Annotated in this window: 17 protein-coding genes and 1 tRNA gene; 9 read left to right on the top strand and 9 right to left on the bottom strand. The window is 66.5% G+C overall.

Going from position 1 to position 18,269, the window contains the following annotated elements:
• Positions 1-107 precede the first annotated feature (107 nt).
• Positions 108-1,301 carry a phosphoglycerate kinase gene (locus DXK21_RS01940; protein ID WP_114816106.1) on the top strand — a complete coding sequence of 398 codons (1,194 nt, stop codon included), beginning with the start codon at positions 108-110 and terminating at the stop codon, positions 1,299-1,301.
• A 27-nt stretch (positions 1,302-1,328) separates the two neighbouring features.
• Here DXK21_RS01940 and DXK21_RS01935 read toward each other — a convergent pair whose 3' ends face one another.
• From DXK21_RS01935 to DXK21_RS01910, 6 genes are all read right to left on the bottom strand, one after another.
• Complete coding sequence (locus tag DXK21_RS01935) at positions 1,329-1,577, bottom strand: hypothetical protein (RefSeq protein WP_114816105.1); 249 nt, start codon at positions 1,575-1,577, stop codon at positions 1,329-1,331.
• Between the two features lie 124 nt (positions 1,578-1,701).
• Complete coding sequence (locus DXK21_RS01930; RefSeq protein ID WP_114816211.1) at positions 1,702-2,103, bottom strand: hypothetical protein; 402 nt, start codon at positions 2,101-2,103, stop codon at positions 1,702-1,704.
• Between the two features lie 206 nt (positions 2,104-2,309).
• Positions 2,310-5,510 carry a TonB-dependent receptor gene (locus DXK21_RS01925; protein ID WP_245945056.1) on the bottom strand — a complete coding sequence of 1,067 codons (3,201 nt, stop codon included), beginning with the start codon at positions 5,508-5,510 and terminating at the stop codon, positions 2,310-2,312.
• Between the two features lie 100 nt (positions 5,511-5,610).
• Positions 5,611-6,561, bottom strand: coding sequence for a FecR family protein (locus DXK21_RS01920; RefSeq protein WP_114816104.1), 951 nt, complete (start codon positions 6,559-6,561; stop codon positions 5,611-5,613).
• Positions 6,530-7,117 carry an RNA polymerase sigma factor gene (locus tag DXK21_RS01915; RefSeq protein ID WP_114816209.1) on the bottom strand — a complete coding sequence of 196 codons (588 nt, stop codon included), beginning with the start codon at positions 7,115-7,117 and terminating at the stop codon, positions 6,530-6,532. The genes DXK21_RS01920 and DXK21_RS01915 overlap by 32 nt, the downstream gene beginning before the upstream one ends.
• Before the next feature lie 56 nt (positions 7,118-7,173).
• Positions 7,174-8,586, bottom strand: a complete 1,413-nt coding sequence (locus DXK21_RS01910; protein ID WP_114816103.1) for a LytR/AlgR family response regulator transcription factor — start codon at positions 8,584-8,586, stop codon at positions 7,174-7,176.
• Positions 8,587-8,696: 110 nt separating this feature from the next.
• On the opposite strand from DXK21_RS01910, the gene DXK21_RS01905 reads away from it, so the two are divergent.
• Positions 8,697-10,154, top strand: coding sequence for an alpha/beta fold hydrolase (locus DXK21_RS01905; protein WP_114816102.1), 1,458 nt, complete (start codon positions 8,697-8,699; stop codon positions 10,152-10,154).
• A gap of 109 nt (positions 10,155-10,263) precedes the next feature.
• On the opposite strand, the gene DXK21_RS01900 is transcribed toward DXK21_RS01905, so the two are convergent.
• A complete protein-coding gene (locus DXK21_RS01900) occupies positions 10,264-10,551 on the bottom strand; it encodes a hypothetical protein (protein WP_114816101.1) in 288 nt (95 codons plus the stop codon).
• Positions 10,552-10,836: 285 nt separating this feature from the next.
• Here DXK21_RS01900 and DXK21_RS01895 point away from each other — a divergent pair, with 285 nt between their 5' ends.
• Positions 10,837-11,118: a hypothetical protein gene (locus DXK21_RS01895; RefSeq protein ID WP_114816100.1), complete on the top strand. Its 282-nt coding sequence runs from the start codon at positions 10,837-10,839 to the stop codon at positions 11,116-11,118.
• A gap of 187 nt (positions 11,119-11,305) precedes the next feature.
• Here the strand turns inward: DXK21_RS01895 and DXK21_RS01890 are convergent.
• A tRNA-Arg gene (locus DXK21_RS01890) sits at positions 11,306-11,382 on the bottom strand.
• A 328-nt stretch (positions 11,383-11,710) separates the two neighbouring features.
• Here DXK21_RS01890 and DXK21_RS01885 point away from each other — a divergent pair.
• Together DXK21_RS01885 and DXK21_RS01880 are read left to right on the top strand one after the other, a co-directional pair.
• A complete protein-coding gene (locus DXK21_RS01885; RefSeq protein ID WP_114816099.1) occupies positions 11,711-14,209 on the top strand; it encodes a helicase-related protein in 2,499 nt (832 codons plus the stop codon).
• Positions 14,206-14,508, top strand: coding sequence for an RNA-binding S4 domain-containing protein (locus DXK21_RS01880; protein WP_114816098.1), 303 nt, complete (start codon positions 14,206-14,208; stop codon positions 14,506-14,508). Before DXK21_RS01885 ends, DXK21_RS01880 begins: the two co-directional genes overlap by 4 nt.
• Before the next feature lie 151 nt (positions 14,509-14,659).
• Here DXK21_RS01880 and DXK21_RS01875 read toward each other — a convergent pair whose 3' ends face one another.
• Positions 14,660-15,292 carry a YceI family protein gene (locus tag DXK21_RS01875; protein ID WP_114816097.1) on the bottom strand — a complete coding sequence of 211 codons (633 nt, stop codon included), beginning with the start codon at positions 15,290-15,292 and terminating at the stop codon, positions 14,660-14,662.
• A gap of 171 nt (positions 15,293-15,463) precedes the next feature.
• Here DXK21_RS01875 and fdxA point away from each other — a divergent pair, with 171 nt between their 5' ends.
• From fdxA to DXK21_RS01855, 4 genes are all read left to right on the top strand, one after another.
• Positions 15,464-15,805: a ferredoxin FdxA gene (gene fdxA, locus DXK21_RS01870; protein WP_054764750.1), complete on the top strand. Its 342-nt coding sequence runs from the start codon at positions 15,464-15,466 to the stop codon at positions 15,803-15,805.
• A gap of 312 nt (positions 15,806-16,117) precedes the next feature.
• Positions 16,118-16,678 (top strand): CarD family transcriptional regulator, encoded by a 561-nt coding sequence (locus DXK21_RS01865; protein WP_105564399.1) that lies wholly within the window; start codon positions 16,118-16,120, stop codon positions 16,676-16,678.
• A gap of 155 nt (positions 16,679-16,833) precedes the next feature.
• The gene (locus DXK21_RS01860; protein WP_114816096.1) at positions 16,834-17,202 is read left to right on the top strand and encodes a BlaI/MecI/CopY family transcriptional regulator; all 369 of its coding nucleotides are present in this window, start codon (positions 16,834-16,836) and stop codon (positions 17,200-17,202) included.
• The coding region (locus DXK21_RS01855; protein WP_162790557.1) for a M56 family metallopeptidase at positions 17,199-18,269 on the top strand (1,071 nt) is incomplete at its 3' end. The genes DXK21_RS01860 and DXK21_RS01855, both read left to right, overlap by 4 nt.

Raw genomic sequence — 18,269 nt, 5'->3', positions numbered from 1 at the left:
GCGCAGACGCCAGCCGTTGTGTCGCCCCCTCCGTCTCGTCGCCTGTCGGCGACGATCCACCTCCCCATTCGCTTCCGCGAACAGGGAGGAAAAACACAGAGGCACCCATGACCTTCCGCACCCTCGACGACGCCGCTGACCTGTCCGGCCAGACCGCTCTGGTCCGCGTGGACTTCAACGTGCCGATGGAGGGCGGCAAGGTCAGCGACGACACCCGTCTGAAGGCCGCCCTGCCGACCATCCACCGCCTGCGCGAAGCCGGCGCCAAGGTCGTGCTGCTGGCCCACTTCGACCGGCCCAAGGGCGAGCGTGTCCCGGCCATGAGCCTGCGCCCCGTGGTCGAGCCGCTGGAGCTGCTGCTGCACGGCCCCGTCCGTTTCGCCGACGACTGCGTGGGAGACGAGGCCAAGGCCGCCGTGGCTGATCTGGACGCTGGCGGCGTGCTGCTGCTGGAGAACGTCCGCTTCCACAAGGGCGAGGAAAAGAACGACCCGGCCTTCGCCGCCCAGCTGGCGGAGTTGGGCGACCTCTACGTCAACGACGCCTTCTCCGCCGCCCACCGCGCCCACGCCTCGACCGAGGGCCTGGCCCGTCTGCTGCCGGCCTATGCCGGTTGCGCCATGGCCCGCGAGCTGTCGGCCCTGGACGCGGCGCTCGGCAATCCGCAGAAGCCCGTCATCGGCATCGTCGGCGGCGCCAAGGTCTCGACCAAGCTGGACCTGCTGAAGAACCTGGTCGCCAAGCTGGACTACCTGGCCATCGGCGGCGGCATGGCCAACACCTTCCTGCACGCCCAGGGCGTCGATATCGGCGGTTCGCTGTGCGAGAAGGACCTGGCCGAGACCGCGCTCGAGATCATTGAGGAAGCCCGCCAGAAGGGCTGCGAGCTGCTGCTGCCGGTCGACGTCGTCGTGGCCAAGGGCGTGAAGCCGGGCATCGAGTCGGGCGTGCGCGCCCTGGACCGCATCGCCGCCGACGACCTGATCCTGGACGCCGGTCCTGAAACGGTCGCCCGTCTGGCCCGCGCCATGGACCTGTCCAAGACCCTGATCTGGAACGGCCCGCTCGGCGTGTTCGAGGTCCCGCCCTTCGACAAGGCCACCGTGGCCGCCGCCAAGCACGCCGCCGAGTTGGCCCACGCCGGCAAGCTGGTCGCCGTGGCCGGCGGCGGCGACACCGTCTCGGCCCTGAACCACGCGGGTACGGCCGACGACATGACCTTCGTCTCCACCGCCGGCGGCGCCTTCCTGGAATGGATGGAGGGCAAGGTCCTGCCGGGCGTCGAGGCCCTGCGCGCCTGATCCTGGCCTGACGCGAGGGCTGAAGCCTCAGCCCTCGCCGAACGGCGGCGGTAGCCGACCGGCCTTGAACAGGACGGTCGGCTCCTCGTCATAGTCGCCCAGATCGGTGTCCGCCGAGACCGTGAAGGCCACCACCCCATGCCGCAAGGGGGCCGGCCGCTCGGCCTTGCGGCGCGCCTCCTCGGCGTCCTTGCACCCGATCTGAGGTTCAGCGCGCACGGCGCCGTTCTTGGCCTGAACATAGGCCTGAACAATGTGGACGGTTTCGGTCGCCATGGCTCATGTCGTCCTGAGACTGGACCCGCCCCATACGCGGGCCGGATCAAAGAAGCGGGGAATCGCCCCCACGACCGTTGTGCGCCAGAGACGCCTGGCGTCCAAGGCTGCAGGCGCTGCGCCCTTAGTCGTCTTCGCCCGCGTCGATGGCGTTGGCGACCAGATCCCGCCACGTCGGATCGGTGTCGTCCACCAGATCAACATCGTCCATCAGGGCCACTGCCCCGCCGCCGTCCGGCAGGATCAGGCCCAGCACCTCCATGACCTCGCCGTCCGAGCCGACATGGGCCTCGGCCTGCACGATCACCGCCGCCTGCTCGCCGTCGTCCTCCCACCAGATGACCGGCTGCGGCAGTTCCATGTCTATGACGCGAGGCTCTTCCGTATCGCCCAGAGCAAAGACGGCCCTGCGCGCCTGAACATCGTCCAGCGTCGCCACCGCCCCGGTGAAGGCCTTCAGCCGAGACCAGTCGTCGACGTCATAGCCGCCGCCGTCTTCATCAATAGGCTCCTCGCCCTGGGTCATCTGCCGCTCCATGCTCCGACGCCGATCAGCGCCCGCTAGCAGCCGCCCGTCACGCCCGCAACTGCTCCCGCTGCCTTCTCGCGGTTCCAGAAAAAAAGCCAGACGCCCGAAGACGTCTGGCCAGATGGCTATGGGGATAGCCGAAGGAAACACTTCTCATAGGCTAGGTAAGGCGTACTCAAGTCGCCCGCATGGGGATGCGGGATTCAGAACCTCTTCGATACGCTGAAGGCCACAAGGCGCGGATCCAGGGTGAAGATGTTAGCGGTCAGACCGGTGTCGTCGCTGTTGGTGAAGGTGTCGGTGAGCGGCGTCTTGTCGAACAGGTTCTTGACGTAGGCCTGGAAGACCAGACCGTTGTCAGGCTGCTCCAGCGTCACCGACAGGTTGGCGTTGTCCCAGGCCCTCAGGCGGTCATACTCGGTGTTGTAGGCGCGGGCGTAGCTGCTGCCCTGATAGTAGTAGTCACCACGGACCGTCAGATCCCATCCGCCGAGGAAGAAGGTGTATTGGGCCCCGATATTGGCGGTCCAGTTCGGCGAATTGGGCAGCTCATTGCCGCTGAGATCAGCCTCGAACCCGCGCCCGCCGTTGGGGGCGTCGGTCAGAGGATTGTAGGTGAAGTTGAACAGACGCCAGAGCGGCACGATGGATGGGTAGTTCGGGTCGAAGCTGCCGGTGCGCTGGGAACCGCCGCACAACCCCTGAAGCGCGAGCGTTTTGAAATTCTCAGCGTAGCTGGACGCCAGGATGGTTTCGACATGCTTGGTGGGGGCGATACAGTTCGACGGCACCTGCAGCCAGGGGCGCAGCACCATCCAGTCTGCATTGCCCTGGGTCCGGTTCATGAGGTCGATGGAACCTTCGCCATCGCCGATCCGCGTGTTCAGATAGCCGATATTGGCGTCCACGCGGAAGTTGCGATTGGGACGGAAGATCGTCTCCAGCTCCACCCCCATGCTGCGGGCGTCGAAATTCTCGTTCAGAGAAATACGGTCCTCAATCTTCGACACCTGATAGTCGTCGTAGTCATAGTAGAAGGCCGTCATATTCAGACGCACCTTGCCGTCATACAGGGAGTTCTTGGTCCCGATCTCGAAAGCGTTGACATATTCCGGGTCGAAGGTTTCAGCCAGAGGCTGATACTGGATCACCTTCGGGTTGATATCGACGCGCGGGGGATTGGCCCCGCCCCCCTTATAGCCGCGCGCAAACGAGGCATAGACCAAGGTGTCGTCGGTGAACCGGGTCACAGGCTTCCAGTCCAGCACCAGACGCCCGGTGACGGCATCCCAGCTTTGGTCAATGTCCGGCAAGGCCGGATAGCCCTGACTGACATAGCCGCCCGACATCGGCCCCGGATTGCCGCGGTCCGCCCCCAGCAGCAACTGACTGGGATAGGGGGTGCTGACCTTGCGATCGTCCGTGTAACGCAAGCCTGCGGTCAAACGCACAGTCGGAGTCAGATCCCAATAGCCCTCGCCGAACACAGCCCACGACCGGGTATGAATGACGTTCTTGCTACGGAAATAGTTGTGCCCGTCGCCAGCCAGATTGGCGATGGGCGTCGGATCGACATAGACGCACTCCTTGGTCGCCTGAGGAGTGCAAAGAAGCGGTTGCCGCCCTATGTTCGCAGGCAGCCCTACTGCAACATTGTAATAATATTCCGCCAAGAACGTGAATACATTATTGAACACGTAGTAATCATCTTTTGACTTGAAGTCTAAATAGTTAGCGCCAAGGCTAAAATTAAATCTACCGTCAAAATCAGACTGAAGCCTCAACTCCTGCGTCCACTGCCTATTGTTCGACTGACTTACATCCGCAGACAGCATACGATTAGACGTTCCCAACTGAGGGTCCGTGTAATACCCGCCAGGAAGAGCCGACGGTCCAATGATTAAATTACCAAAAGTATCTCTCTGACCGTCGGTGTTGCTGAAGATGGGGTTAGAGACAAATCGGTTGTAGTCCTGCGAGGAATAGTAGGCGTCCTCGGCATAGGCCGTTTGAGAAATCAGCTTCAGACGATCAGTCAGGTCGTACGCCATATTGAACTGGGTGACGTCGTTCTTCACGCGAAAGACCGGATCATAGCTGGTCGAGATCTCGCGCAGATTGCGCGACTGCGTCACACCCGCATAGGGGTCGGTTCCCAAGGGCACGCCCACTATCGTCTTTCCTTGGGCGTCGTTGCCAAAGGACAGCGAAGCCAAGAAGATATGGGCGAAGGCGCCGCCGTTAGGGACGCCATAGGCCGCGTCGTCATACAGTGAGCCGGGCAGACAGCCCTGACTCAAACGGTTGCGGATCAGTTGCGAGGTGATGGTGACCTTGCCCACCTTGGTCGGGCCGGGATCGGTGGTGCAAAGCTGCTTGCCTGTGCGAGACCGATTGTCGTCCTCGCCGAAATGCTCCCAGATCAGATTGGCGTCGAACCTGTCATTGGGCTCCCACGCCGCGGACAGTCGGGTGGTGTAGAGGTCGCGCCCGTTGACCGTGGTGCCCTTGAAGGTGTTCTGGTCAAAGCCCTCGCGCTTGGTCAGGCCCGCCACCGCGCGCACCGAGAAGGTTTCCGTCAGAGGGATGTTGACCATCATCTGACCGCGCATGGAGCCGTAGTTGCCGGTCTCCGCCTTCAGCAGGGCGTCGAAATCAGGCCCCGGCAGGTTGGGGATCATATTGACCACGCCGCCGGTGGCGTTGCGGCCATACAGGGTGCCTTGCGGGCCGCGCAGCACTTCAACCCGGTTCACATCCAGGTATTCCTGCTCGAACAGGCGGTTGCGGATCAGGGGGGTGTTGTTGAAGCTGACCGCCACCGCAGGGTCGGACGAAGCCGAGATGGCCTTGGTCCCGATCCCGCGGATCGTGAAGTTGTACATGCTGAAGTTGGCCTTGGAGAAGGTCACGTTCGGGATGGCCCGAACCAGCTCCGCCCCGCCTTCGATCTTCAGCGCATCCAGGCTTTCGGCCGAGAAGGCCGACACGGCGATCGGCACGTCCTGAATGGATTCTTCCCGTTTCTGAGCGGTGACGATGATGTCGTCGACGGCGATAGCGTCCTCTGGCAGGGCGCTCTGAAGCTGAGGGGCGACGCCGAGCGTGAAGGTTCGCCCGTCGCCCGAGGTGATGGTTAGACCCGAGCCCGCCAACAGCTGCCGCAGACCGGCGTCTACCGCCATCTCGCCCCGAACGGCGGCGGTGCGACGCCCGCGCACGTCGGACGCCGAGACCAGGATCTGCACGTCCGCCTGCCGCGCAAAATCGGCTACGCCGCTGGATGCGGCCTGGGCCGCGACGTTGAACGTCTTGGTCTGGGCCCAGGCCGGGCCTGCCGCCGCCATCATGACGACGGCGGTGGTCGCCATCAGCGCGTGTCGAAACTCTGAACTGTAGGCCATAAGATCCTCCCCGATCCCTGCGCGTTTTTCGCGCTTATCATTGACGACGTTCGGCTCACCGACTTCCGTAAACATTCATGTCAATTGTTGTCCGCAGCGATCAGAGACGGGAGATACGGATCACCTCATCGTCCATGAGGACGCGCGCCTCAGCGGTCACCGCCACCGCGCGGGCGAAGGCTTCCGGCTCATTGGTGCGGAATCGTCCCACCAGGGCTTCGGACGCCAGGCCGGGCCCCTCGATCCGCAGCTGGCGCGTGTTGTAGCGATTGAACTCCACGACGGCGTCTCCCAGCGTGTCGCCGTCCAGCACGATATCGCCGCCTCGCCAGGCCAGCCGGCGGTCGATCTCGGCGGCGGCGCTCTGACTCATCCCCGGCCCCATGGCTTCGCTGACGAAAGCATGGTCCCCTACCGAAAGGCGCCGGACATGCTCCGGTGCATTCGCCGACCACACCTCGACGACGCCTTCAGTCACCAGAACGTCCGAGCCCCGCTCATGTCGGCGCACGGAAAAGGCCGTGCCGACCGCGCGCACGCGCACGTCGCCGGCGACCACCACGAAGGGCCGCGCCATGTCCTTGGCGACCTGAAACCAGGTCTCGCCCCGCTCCAGATCGACGCGCCGCATCGTCCGGTCCAGCGCCACCTTTAACTGGCTCTCGGTGTTGACCGCCAGCATGGAGCCGTCCTCCAGCGGTACGCGACGGATCTCCCCGCGCACCGTACGGATGCGCGCGTCCAGCACGCCCCGCGCCACTCCCCACACAGAAACCCCGCCGACAGCCGCCGCGACGGCCCCGCCTGTGACTAGCCAGCGGCGGCTGGGCCTGCGCGTCTCTCGCTCTTCGCTCACCCCCAGAACGCCCGCCCGATCCAGCTGCATCCAGGCCGCCTGGGCGCGCAAGAAGGCCCCGCGACGGCGGCTGTCGCCCTCCAGCCAGGCGTTCAGCTCGGCTTCGAGCGCCGCGTGCGAAGCCTCGCGGTCCAGCCGCGCGACCCAGGCCAGAGCCTGATCCTCAATGACCTTTGCGGTCGCGCGTTCGCCCATGGCTTCGCTCCGTTCTTATGGCCTCAGCCGCCTCGCCTTCCCCTTCCGCGATCGCCTTCAGGATCAACCGCAGCCCGCGCACCACATCGTTTTCCACGATGGTTTCCGTGACCCCCAGCCGCTTGGCGATCTCGCGCTGTGAGAGGCCTTCGATCTTGCGGAGCTCGAATATGTGCCGACATCGCCCCGGCAGACCCGCGATCAAGCCCTTCACCCGCTCCAGCTCGCGGCGTGCAGCGGTGATCCGCTCGGGCGAAGGATCATCCCAAACGACGTTCAGGGCGTCGATTTCCGCCACGGTTTCCATGCGCACGACGCGCGCGCGGCGCATCCGGTCCACAACGATGCTGCGCGCCACCGTGAAGAAATAGGCCCGGGGGTTGGCGATGTGGCCCACCTCGGTCATGCCGGCCAGCCGACAATAGGCGTCCTGCACAATGTCCTCGATCTCATTGACCGGCACCATGCTGCGCCTGAGCCAGGCGCGCACGTCCGCTTCGTGCGGCAGGATGTCCCGCCCCACCCAGGCGACCACTCTTCGACGATCATCGTCCATCCCCGCCTCCCCCTCCATTCGATAGCACGACGAACGGGGCGACAGTTTCCGTATAATTACGTTCCCTCAAGCACGTCGCGAACGGTCGAAAGACGGTTTCGGCTGATGGGCAGGGGCGCGCCTTCGTCCATCAGCAGGCGACCTCTGCCGCCATCCCGCTCGAAGCCGCGAACATGGGCGAGGTTGGCGATGACCGAGCGGTGGACCCGCAGGAAGCCTTCCGCCAGGTCTGTTTCGAGCCGATCCAGCCGGGCGGCGTGCAGCATCTTCCGTCCCCTGGTCAGCCGCAGCTCCACATAGTCGCCGGCCCCGACGACAGCCACGATGTCCGCCAGCGGCACCCGCTCGACCCCGCGCGACGACGCCACCGTCAGACAGTGGGGACGGGCGGCGGCGCGGGTCAGCGCGACCTCGCGTCCCTGATCGTCGCGGCCCAGCCGCACGACCTCGGCCATGAGCAGGGGAAGAACCAGCCCCGCGGCGAACAGGAAGTAGGACAGGTCGATGAGCCAGTTGGGAAAGAGCACGCCGACCGCCATGAAGGCGGCCAGATAGATCAGAGTCAGCCGCGCGCCCGGCACACCCCGACGCACGCCGACGCCGCCCCCCACGGTCGAAAGGGCCAGCCCGACCATCAGGGCCGCAGCGGTCTTCAGATCAAAACCGGGCGCCAGCCAGGTCGCCGTCACGGCCGCCACGGTCAGGGTGATCAGCGGACGGCGCGCCTGGGGCCAGAAACGCGACACGACGTAGGAGACGAGCAGAACCGCGAAGGCGGCGGTCAGAACCCAGATGCCGACCAGCCGCAAACCATGAATGGGATAGGCATAGGGAACCAGCGCCCGCAGACTCTCCAGCATCGCCTGCACCCCCGCGACACCAGCCAAACCCGCCAGCGCCAGGCTCGAACGGGTGCGGCGCAGGCTGTAGATGACGCCAAAGCCGAAGGCGGCGGCGAACAGGGCGCCGGCGATGAGGAAGGCGATCGCCACCAGCACCGCGCGCGACGGCCAGGGGTATGGGGCGACCATGATGGCCGCGATGGGCCCGTCCAGGCGCACCAGACCATGGAAGGACGACAGGCGGACCACGACGACATTGTCCGCCGCTCGCCACATCCGTTCGGGGATCGGCAAGGTCGCCTCGTAACGGCCGGGCCTTTCCGTCGCGGACGACCCGCCCGGTCGACCATTCTCGCCCAGCCTCTGCCCGTTGAGCCAGGCCTCCGACGAAGCGGCGCCGACGACATAGAGCGCGACAGGCTTGTCACCCTGCGGGCGCTGCACGACAGAGCGAAGCCAAAGCTCCCGCCCTTGCGGGTCGATGACATCGCCCGCCGGGCGACAGTCGTGCACCACGGGCGCCGCCGCTCCCGCTTCAGCGCGACAGACCTGCCACTCCAGTTCCTGCGCCCACAGCGTCTTCGGGAGCGAGATCAGGAGAATCGCGATGAAAAGAATCCGCCACATGACGGCGACCCTATCGCCATTCACCGGAAAGCGCTGCCGTTCACCGAACCAGGGGCGCCGTTCGCCGAAGCGCGCCCCACACGGTGGAAAACCCTGCTTCAACCGTCGTCATGACCCACACCTTCCTGAACCGCCGCTCCTTAATCGCCGCCGCCGGCCTCGCCGTTCCTGGCATGGCGTTCCTGTCCAGCGCCGCCCGCGCTCAGGCGGCTCAGCCCCAGGCCGGCCCCTTCCGCTACACGTCCGGCGACGGTCAGGAAGTCGACGCCGAACGCGGCTTCTTCGAGGTCCCCGAGGACCGCCGCATCCCCGGCTCGCGTCGTATCCGCCTCGGCTATGTGCGCTTCGCCTCGACCGCCAAGAACCCTGGCCCGCCCATCGTCTATCTGGCCGGAGGTCCCGGCGGTTCCGGCGTGCGCACCGCGATGGGCCCGCGCTTCCCCATCTTCATGGCCTTGAGAGAAGTGGCCGACGTCATCGCCTTCGATCAACGCGGCGTCGGCCTGTCGGCCAGCATTCCTGACCGCGCCGCCACGACGCCCTACCCCGCCATGACCCATGCTGGCGTCACCGCCTGGTATCGCGAAGAGATGCAGAAGGCCTGGATCGACTGGAGCCGCGCCGGCATCTCCATGACCGGCTACAACACCGAACAGAACGCCGACGACATCGAGGACCTGCGCCGCCACCTGGGCGTGGAAAAGATCAACCTGTGGGGCATCAGCTACGGCACCCACCTGGCCCTGTCGGTGCTGAAGCGGCATCCCAACTCAATTGGCCGCGTCGCCCTGGCCAGCCTCGAAGGTCAGGATCAGACCATCAAGCGGCCCGCCCACATCGACATGTTCCTGGACCGCGTGGATCATCTGATGGGCGCCGACCCGGCCGTCCGCGCGGCGATCCCGAACATGCCGGCCCTGATGCGCCGCGTGCATGAGCGGCTCGAGGCCGATCCGGCCACCCTGACCTTCGCCGGTGAGAACGGCCCCGTCGACGTCAGGATGGGCGGTTTCGGGGTCCAGCTCCTTGCCTCCGCCCTGGTCGCCAATCCGCCGCAACTGTCCATGCTGCCGAACATTTATCTGGCGCTGGACGCCGGGAAGACTGACGTCCTGACGCCGCTCTTCCCGCCGCCTCACCGCTACTTCAACCTCTCCGGCATGCCGGAGGCGATGGACCTGGCGTCGGGCGTTTCGCCCGCACGCCTGGCGCTGATCGAGAAAGAGGCGAAGACAGCCGTTCTGGGCGACGCCTTCAACCTGCCCATGCCGCATCTGCTGGGCGCCATCCCCGGCGTTGATCTGGGCGACGACTTCCGTCAGCCGATCCGCATCGAGACCCCGGCCCTTCTGGTCGCCGGCTCCCTCGACGGCCGCACCCCGCTGGAGGAACAGGCCGAGGTCATCGCCCAGTTCCAGAACAAGGCTCAGGTTCTGGTCGAGAACGCCGGCCACAACGTCTTCGAGGCCCACCCGGAGGTCCAGACCCTGCTGGTCAAGTTCTTCGGCGAGCACGCCGTTCAAGACACCCGACTGACCCTGCCGCCCCCGACCTTCCCCATCGCCTGAGAAGCGGCAAGCCAGACCGGCCCCAGCGTTTCGCAAGCCGGCCACCGCGAACCGAAAGCCCCGGCTGATCGCTCAACCGGGGCGTGGCGTTCGCTCAGCCGACGGCTTGTCACCACTCAGGCGGTAGGTAGGGGCCGCCGCCCGTGCAGAGGTACATCGGCGTGGCGTCGAAGTAGGGGGTGTGAAGCTGGACGCGCTGGGCATAGACGTTCTGCCCGCTGACGACGCAGCCTCGATCCGAGTCGTAACCAATTACGATGGTTTTGGCGGCGTCCTCGTACAGGACGTAGGAGTAGGCGATCTGAGGATCGAGATAGGTTTTGGCAAGGGCGGCGCCGGCCATACCGGCGGTCAACAGACCGGCCACAGCAAAGCCCGCCTTCAAGTGTTTCGACATATCTTTCCTCCCAACTTGCGCCACTACGACGCGAACCCGAGCAGATGACAGTCGGTCAGAACGAACAACTCACAGTTGTGTGAATGTATGCTTTGGCGGCATGACATTCTGTCGCTGGGCGTCATGCAGGCCAGCAAACACAAGGCTGCCTAGGTCTACTTCTTGCCTTAGGACGCTTGAGAGACAGCCGCCGGAACGGCTCTGTGACACCTATCTAAGGTTGACTCCACAATCCGCGTAACGTGAGTGTTCGAAACCTTCGTTGGGAAGGTTTTGGAGGGTGAAATGAAGATCTCGAAACGCCTCGTCGTCGCAGCGGCAGCTTGCCTGGGCTTGACCGCCACCGCGGCCATCGCTCAGACCTCAATGATCATCCTCTACGACACCGTCTACTACAGCGACGCGACCCACACCGTTGAGGTCGGGCGCAACTACGGGGTCTGCTACGGCGGCATGGGCAATCCGATCTGGGCAGGGTCGAGCCAATACACCGACGGGCAGACCACCTCGTTCTACGCAAACGTTCGCGTGGGCCGGTGCACCGCAAATGGTCCCGAACTCGAATAGACTTCTGCCAAAGCCACGCTTCCAACGCCCCGGATCGCTCCGGGGCGTTTCCAATTGGAGCGCCCTGGCCCGAGCCGTCCTCAGGAAGGCCGATGCCCGCTCTCTCCACCCAAGCACGAATAGGGCAGCGTCAATCCCAACGCCAAACCAAAGTCATGCCGTTGATTTAAAATAAAAATTTAAGGCATGGCGACCCCGGAGGGACTCCAACCCCCGACCTCGGCTTTAGGAAAGCCTTGCTCTATGCAGCTGAGCTACGGGGCCACGCAGGTCGTCCCTAGCGGGTCGCGGGGACGAGGGAAAGACGGTCAGGCCGGGTTTTCCACTAGGCAAGAAAATCCTAGCGGTTAATCCGCGTTAAGCTACAATATCTTGTAGGGAACAAAGCCTGAATCGGAGCGAGTCGCTGATTCGGTCCTGATTCGTTTCGCCCCTGTTCCAGCCCATTGGCCGAATCCGTTTACGAATAGCCAAGCTCGTACCCCCCCATCGCCCGCCCTTGCGATCAAACCGACCGCATAGCGACGCGCCGCACCCGGCCCGCCATCGCCGCGCTTGACCCCGGCGCGGAAGTCGCCACCTTCGTCACAGCATGAGTGATCGTTCCGCAGGCTTGGCCCCATCGCGCGTCACGGCGATCCTGGGCCCCACCAACACCGGCAAGACCCACCTGGCGGTCGAGCGGATGCTGGGTCACGCCTCGGGCATGATCGGCCTGCCGCTGCGCCTCCTGGCGCGCGAGATCTATGAGCGGATCGTCAAGCAGCGCGGGGCCGCCGCCGTCGCCCTGATCACCGGCGAGGAGAAGATCGTCCCGCCGCGCCCGGCCTATTTCGTCTGCACCGTCGAGGCCATGCCGCTGGAGCGCCAGGTCGAGTTCCTGGCGGTCGATGAGATCCAACTGGTCGCCGACCCGGAGCGCGGCCATGTCTTCACCCAGCGCCTGCTGCACGCGCGCGGGCGTTTCGAGACCATGTTCCTGGGGGCCGGCACCATGGCCCCCCTGATCCGCGCCCTGGTCCCCGAGGCCGAGATCGTCACGCGCGAGCGCCTGTCCACCCTGTCCTACGCCGGATCGAAGAAGCTGACCCGCCTGCCCCGCCGCAGCGCCGTCGTCGCCTTCTCGACCGAGCAGGTCTACGCCATCGCCGAGCTGCTGCGCCGCCAACGCGGCGGGGCCGCCGTGGTCATGGGAAGTCTCAGCCCCCGCACCCGCAACGCCCAGGTCGAGCTGTTCCAGTCGGGCGAGGTGGACTTCCTGGTCGCCACCGACGCCATCGGCATGGGGCTGAACATGGACGTGGACCATGTCGCCTTCGCCGGGCTTCGTAAGTTCGACGGCACGCGCACCCGCTGGCTGCACGCGTCTGAAATCGGCCAGATCGCCGGGCGCGCCGGTCGTCACCTGCGCGACGGCACCTTCGGCGTGACGGGCGAGGCCGACGAACTGGACGAGGACATCCTCGAACAGGTGGTTACTCACCGTTTCGATCCGGTCGAGGCCGCCGAATGGCGCCACGGGCGGCTGGACTTCGACACCCTGCCCGACCTGCTGCGCTCGCTGACAGTGTCGCCCGAGCGCTTCGGCCTGCGGCTGACGGCCCAGGCGCTGGACGAGACCCTGCTGCGGCGCTTTGCGGCTGACGAGGACGTCAAGAAGGTGGCCCGTTCGCGCGGTGCCCTGATGCGGCTGTGGGAGACCTGTCAGCTGCCGGACTTCCAGAAGACCACCCTGGACGAGCACGCCCGCCTGTCGAAGGAGATCTTCACCGCCCTGACCAGCCGCCGGGGCCGCCTGACCGAGGACTGGGTCGCCCCGCGCTTCAACGATCTGGACCGCGACGACGGCCAGATCGACCAGCTGTCGGCGCGGCTGGCCGGGGTGCGGACCCTGGCCTACATCGCCAACCGCCCCGACTGGATGGATCAGGCCCAGGGCTGGCGCGACCAGACCAAGGCGCTGGAAGAACGGCTCAGCGACGTCCTGCACGAACGCCTGACCGCCCGCTTCGTCGACCGGCGCACCACGGCCCTGATGCGGGCGCTGAACGTGCGCTCCGACACGGTCGCGGGCGTGGCCGACGACGGCGAGGTGACGGTCGAAGGCGAGGTGGTCGGTCATCTGGAGGGGGCTCATTTCACCCCCGACGCGGGCGGCTCGGCCCTGGCCGACCGGGCGCTGAGACAGGCCGCGACCCGCGCTGTCGGACCCGAGATCGCCCGGCGCCTAGGCAAGCTGGCCGCCGAGGCCGATGAGGCCTTCAGCGTCATTCCCAACCCGCGCTCAGGCGGCGGCGATGTGCTGTGGCAGGGCGCCTTGACGGCCCGGATCATCAACGACGATCCCTTCGCCCCGCGCGTGCGGCTGCTGGGCGATCTCGGCCCGGTCCCGGCGCGCGAGCGAGCGCAACGACGGATCGAGGCCTGGCTGACGGGCGAGGCCGGGCGCGCCCTTCGCGACCTGCGTCGCCTGCGTCAGGCGCTCGACAACGGCAGCCTGACCGGCCTGCCGCGCGGCCTGGCCTTCCGCCTGATCGAGGCGGGCGGCGTCATCCCCCGCGCCGAGGTCGAACGCGATCTGGCGGCGCTGAGCCAGCACGAGCGGCGCACGGTCAAGACCTTTGCGATCCGGGTCGGCGCCCATTCCGTCTGGCTGCCCGGCGCGCTCAAGCCCCGCGCCCGGCTGCTGGCCCAGGCCTTCGTCGTCGAGCCCTTCCGTCCCGCCGGCGAGGCCCTGTCGCCCATACCATCGCCGGCGCCCTCGCCCCGCGCGCTGTCAGCCTTCGGGCGTCGCGCCGTCGGATCGTGGAGCACGCCGGTGGAGACGCTGGAACGCTTCGCTGACCTGTCACGCGCGGCGGGCAAGGCGCCGCTGCCGGAGGAGGCCCTGGCCGAACTGGGCTGGACCGCCGAACAGGCCCGCGCCGTACAGGCCGCCCTGCGTCTGCCCCGCGCCGACAAGGCGGCACGCCCCGGCAAGCCCGCCCCGCCGCCCAAGGACTCGCCCTTCGCCGCCTTGGCCCAATTGACCCAGCCGTCCGCGCCCCCGCGCCGCCAGCGCCGCCCGAGGCGCAAGGCCGCCTCCGCGTGACCGCCGCCTCCAGAGGCGAGGACAGCTGCCGTATCGACCTGTGGCTATGGCGCGCGCGCTTCGCCAGGACCCGTAGCGTCGCCGCCGACATGGTCGAGCGCGGCCTGATCCGCCTGACCCACCACGGCGTCCAGACCCGCCTCGACAAGCCCAGCCGCAGCGTCCACCCCGGCGACGACCTGCTGTTCGCCCAAGGCGGGCGGCTGATCACCGTACGCGTGCTCCACCTAGGCGAAAGGCGCGGCCCTCCCGAGGAAGCCCGCGCCCTTTATGCGGCGCTCGACGCGCCGGAAGCCTGACCCACTTTCCTCCCTGTCGCGCAGCGATGGGGAGGTGGATCGACGCCGAAGGCGACGAGACGGAGGGGGCGTCTCGACGGCTGAAGTTTGCGTCGCCCCCTCCACCACTTCGTGGTCCCCCTCCCCATGGAATGGGGAGGAAAGAAGCCGTCTACGGCTTCACGAACTCGCCTTCGATGTGCAGCTCCACCTCGTCGCCCAGCGCCGGCAGGCCGAAGGTGATGCCGAAGTCGGAGCGCTTGATCTTGGCCTCGCCGTCAAACCCGGCCTTGTAGCCGCCGCGCGTCTGACCCGCCTGGTTGAACTCGACCTCCATCGTCACCGGCTTGGTCACGCCCCGCAGGGTCAGTTCGCCATAGACCATGGCCTCGTTCGGCTCGGACGGGTCGACGACGATGCGGGTCGAGCGGAAGGTGGCGACCGGGTGGTTGGCGGTGTCGAAGAAGTCCGCCGTCTGCAGGTGCTTATTCAGTCCGTCCGAGTTGGAATCCACCTCGGTCAGAGGAATGGTCGCCGTCAGGCTGCTGGCGGAAGGATTAGCCGGGTCCAGCTTCAGCTCGGCCTGCACGTTCACGAACTGGCCGACATAGGTAGAGAAGCCCAGATGATCGACCGACCAGGTGATCTTGCCGTGGGCGGAATCCAGCTTGTAGTCGCCGGCCTGAACCTCGGACGGAACCTTGGTCAGGGCGGCCTGGGCGACGACGGCGCCCCCGGCCAGAAGGCTGAGGGCGACAGCCCCCGCGCCGATACGAACGACTGTGGAACGAGCGACGAAACGCATGGGCGAACCTCCTTTTGAGCGGCGATCTGTAATCGTAAGGGATGCAGACGCGACCCAGGCCCGTCAAGCGTCCCACGCCCTTGCGACAGCGCCCTCGGTTGACAGTTGGTTCCGGCGGGGCCATTTGCCCGCCCTCGACCTTGATTGCCCCAAAGAGCCCGCCCGACCGCCATGACCTACATCGTCACCGACGCCTGCGTGAAATGTAAGTTCATGGACTGTGTCGAGGTCTGTCCGGTGGACTGCTTCTATGAGGGCGAGAACTTCCTGGTGATCGCCCCCGACGAGTGCATTGACTGCGGCGTCTGCGAGCCGGAATGCCCCGTCGACGCCATCGTCCCCGACACCGAGGACGAACCCGACGGCAAGTGGCTGCAGGTCAACGCCGAGTACGCCAAGGTCTGGCCCAACATCACGGTCAAGGGCACGCCCCCTGCCGACCGCGAACAGTATGAGCGCGAAACCGGCAAGTTCGAGAAATACTTCAGCCCCAAACCCGGCAAGGGCTCCTAAGTTCTGGACACAATCCGGTCACAAAGTGCCGGAACCGCTCAGTCGTCCTGTGGATGTTTTGAGATTTCCTAATTTTATGATAGGTTCCTCCCTATTCGAAACGGGCGGTTCCGCAGTCATGCGCGCCGCCCGCGTTTGCGACAGTCCCCCGCCGAACAGACGGGGTCGGCCAGAGGTTCGGTGATCCGCTTTCGTTTCTGATGTGTGACCTGACGACCCAACCGACGGGACCAGTTTCCGGCGGCGGGGTTGTTTTCGACCATCAGCTGCGTTCGGCGCTTCGCTTCGCCCCTGTTCCGGGAAAGGAATGACATGACGAGCAAGACCGGTCTGGAATTCAAGGTTGGCGATGCGGTGGTCTATCCCGCCCATGGCGTCGGCAAGGTCGCCGCGATCGAGACTCAGGAAGTCGCCGGCATGTCGCTGGAAGTCTACGTCGTGACCTTCGACCACGAAAAGATGACCCTGCGCGTCCCGACCAAGAAGGCCAAGACCGCCGGCCTGCGCACCCTGGCCGCCGACGACACCGTCACCAAGGCTCTGACCACGCTGAAGGGCCGCGCCCGCGTCAAGCGCACCATGTGGTCGCGTCGCGCCCAGGAATATGAAGCCAAGATCAACTCGGGCGACCTGATCTCGATCGCCGAGGTGGTCCGCGACCTGCACCGCGCCGACACCCAGCCGGAACAGTCCTATTCGGAGCGTCAGCTCTACGAATCGGCCCTGGACCGCATGGCCCGCGAAGTCGCCGCCGCCAACCGCATCGACAAGGACGCCGCCGTCGCCCTGCTGGCCAAGTCGCTGAGCGCCAAGAAGCCGGTCCCGACCGCCGCCGAACTGGCCGCCGCCGAGGCCGAGGCCGAAGCCGCCTGATCCCAGGCGACAAGCTGATACGACCAAGCCCGGCGGAAACGCCGGGCCTTTTTCTTTGGGCTGCGCCTGTCTGAAAGTTCACATATATCGCCGTATTGTCGCCGCATTCCGCTACGCATGTAGCGCTACATATGTAGCAGACATGAGGGCGCGCCATGATCGAAACCCTGCCTCGCAGAGAACGGGAGGTGTTCGAAACCCTGTGCGGACTGGGCCAGGGGGCGACCGCCGCCGTCCGAGACTCGCTGCGCGACCCGCTCAGCGATTCCGCCGTGCGCACCCTGCTGAAACGCCTTGAGGCCAAGGGCCTGGTGATCCGCAGCGCCGACGGCGCCTGGCGCCCGGCCCCACAGGGGCGCGCCCTGGCGGACAGCGCCCTGCGCCGCATGGTCGACACCTTCTTCGCCGGATCGGCGGCTTCAGCCGCCACCGCCCTGCTGGGCCTCACCAAGACGCTGAAGCCCGAGGAACTGGCCGCCCTGCGCCGCGCCATCGACGCTGCGGGCGAGGAGGCCCCTTCGTGACCTGGCCCCTCCTCCTCGAACTCCTGCTCAAATCCGGCGTCATCGCCGCGGCTGGCCTGGGGCTTTCAGCCCTGCTCGTCGCTCGTCCCGCCCGCGAGCGCGCCGCCATCCTGAGGGTGAGCGTCTGCCTGCTGCTGGCCCTGCCGCTCTTCCTCTGGCTCGGCCCCCAGGTGGAGCTGGCCTGGCTGAACCCGCCCGCCGCCGCCGACCTGCCCGAGACCCGTTCCTGGCGCCTGGACCTTCAGCCGATCGCCGGGGTCGCCGTCAGCGGCGAAGCCCCCGCCCGCCTGTCCTGGCCCCTGATCGCCGCCTTCGCCTATGCCGCCGGACTGATGCTGGTCGTTGGCCGCTTCGCCCTGGGCGTATGGGTCCTGAATCGCTGGACCGAGACCGGCCGCCCCGTGACCCATCGCGTCTGGACCGAAACCCTGGCCCGCCTCGACGCCCCGGCCGGCGCCCGCCTGATCGCCTCGCCCCGCGTCCGCGCTCCGCTCAGCTGGGGTCCGCCGCCGGGCGTCATCCTGATCGGCGAGGACGCCGTGCGCCGCCCCGAAACGGCGCAAGCGATTCTTGCTCATGAACTGGCCCACATCCGACGCGGCGACTGGGTCTTTGCTCTTATGTCGCGTCTGGCCCTGGCCCTCTTCTGGTTCAATCCCCTGGTCTGGCTGCTGCACGCCAGCCTGTCCGCCCGAACCGAGGAAGCCGCCGACGCCCTCGCCGTCGACCGCATGGATCGCCATGCCTACGCCCGCGCCCTGCTCGACCTCGCCTCAGACTTCACCTGCCCGGCCGGTTCTCAGATCGCCGCCTTGGGCATGACCGGGTCCCCCGCTTCTCTCGCCAAAAGGATAAGCCGCATCATGAAGGCCCGACAAAAGACCGCGTCCCGCCCCCTGGCCCTGTTCCTGTCCGCAGGCGCCCTGCTGGCCGTCGCCACGCCCCTGGCCGCCGTAGAGCTGACGTCTCGCGCCGACGACATCAGCTGGATCGCGCCGCCGGCTCCGCCCGCGCCGCCCGCGTCAGCCAAGCCGACATCCAGCGCGCCAGCCGCGACGCCGCCATCG

The sequence above is a fragment of the Brevundimonas bullata genome (genome assembly GCF_003350205.1).
Lineage (GTDB): Bacteria > Pseudomonadota > Alphaproteobacteria > Caulobacterales > Caulobacteraceae > Brevundimonas > Brevundimonas bullata.
The sequence above is the reverse complement of the archived record's forward strand: the minus strand, read 5'-3'. Positions and strand labels throughout refer to the sequence as shown.

What these genes read in the sequence shown, in the direction of transcription:
- DXK21_RS01935 (WP_114816105.1), bottom strand. Translation starts at nt 1,577, where the DNA reads ATGGCGACCGAAACCGTCCACATTGTTCAGGCCTATGTTCAGGCCAAG.
- DXK21_RS01875 (WP_114816097.1), bottom strand. Translation starts at nt 15,292, where the DNA reads ATGCGTTTCGTCGCTCGTTCCACAGTCGTTCGTATCGGCGCGGGGGCT.
- DXK21_RS01860 (WP_114816096.1), top strand. Translation starts at nt 16,834, where the DNA reads ATGATCGAAACCCTGCCTCGCAGAGAACGGGAGGTGTTCGAAACCCTG.
- DXK21_RS01910 (WP_114816103.1), bottom strand. Translation starts at nt 8,586, where the DNA reads ATGTGGCGGATTCTTTTCATCGCGATTCTCCTGATCTCGCTCCCGAAG.
- DXK21_RS01895 (WP_114816100.1), top strand. Translation starts at nt 10,837, where the DNA reads ATGAAGATCTCGAAACGCCTCGTCGTCGCAGCGGCAGCTTGCCTGGGC.
- DXK21_RS01905 (WP_114816102.1), top strand. Translation starts at nt 8,697, where the DNA reads ATGACCCACACCTTCCTGAACCGCCGCTCCTTAATCGCCGCCGCCGGC.
- fdxA (WP_054764750.1), top strand. Translation starts at nt 15,464, where the DNA reads ATGACCTACATCGTCACCGACGCCTGCGTGAAATGTAAGTTCATGGAC.
- DXK21_RS01925 (WP_245945056.1), bottom strand. Translation starts at nt 5,510, where the DNA reads ATGGCCTACAGTTCAGAGTTTCGACACGCGCTGATGGCGACCACCGCC.
- DXK21_RS01930 (WP_114816211.1), bottom strand. Translation starts at nt 2,103, where the DNA reads ATGACCCAGGGCGAGGAGCCTATTGATGAAGACGGCGGCGGCTATGAC.
- DXK21_RS01915 (WP_114816209.1), bottom strand. Translation starts at nt 7,117, where the DNA reads ATGGACGATGATCGTCGAAGAGTGGTCGCCTGGGTGGGGCGGGACATC.
- DXK21_RS01940 (WP_114816106.1), top strand. Translation starts at nt 108, where the DNA reads ATGACCTTCCGCACCCTCGACGACGCCGCTGACCTGTCCGGCCAGACC.
- DXK21_RS01900 (WP_114816101.1), bottom strand. Translation starts at nt 10,551, where the DNA reads ATGTCGAAACACTTGAAGGCGGGCTTTGCTGTGGCCGGTCTGTTGACC.
- DXK21_RS01865 (WP_105564399.1), top strand. Translation starts at nt 16,118, where the DNA reads ATGACGAGCAAGACCGGTCTGGAATTCAAGGTTGGCGATGCGGTGGTC.
- DXK21_RS01885 (WP_114816099.1), top strand. Translation starts at nt 11,711, where the DNA reads ATGAGTGATCGTTCCGCAGGCTTGGCCCCATCGCGCGTCACGGCGATC.
- DXK21_RS01920 (WP_114816104.1), bottom strand. Translation starts at nt 6,561, where the DNA reads ATGGGCGAACGCGCGACCGCAAAGGTCATTGAGGATCAGGCTCTGGCC.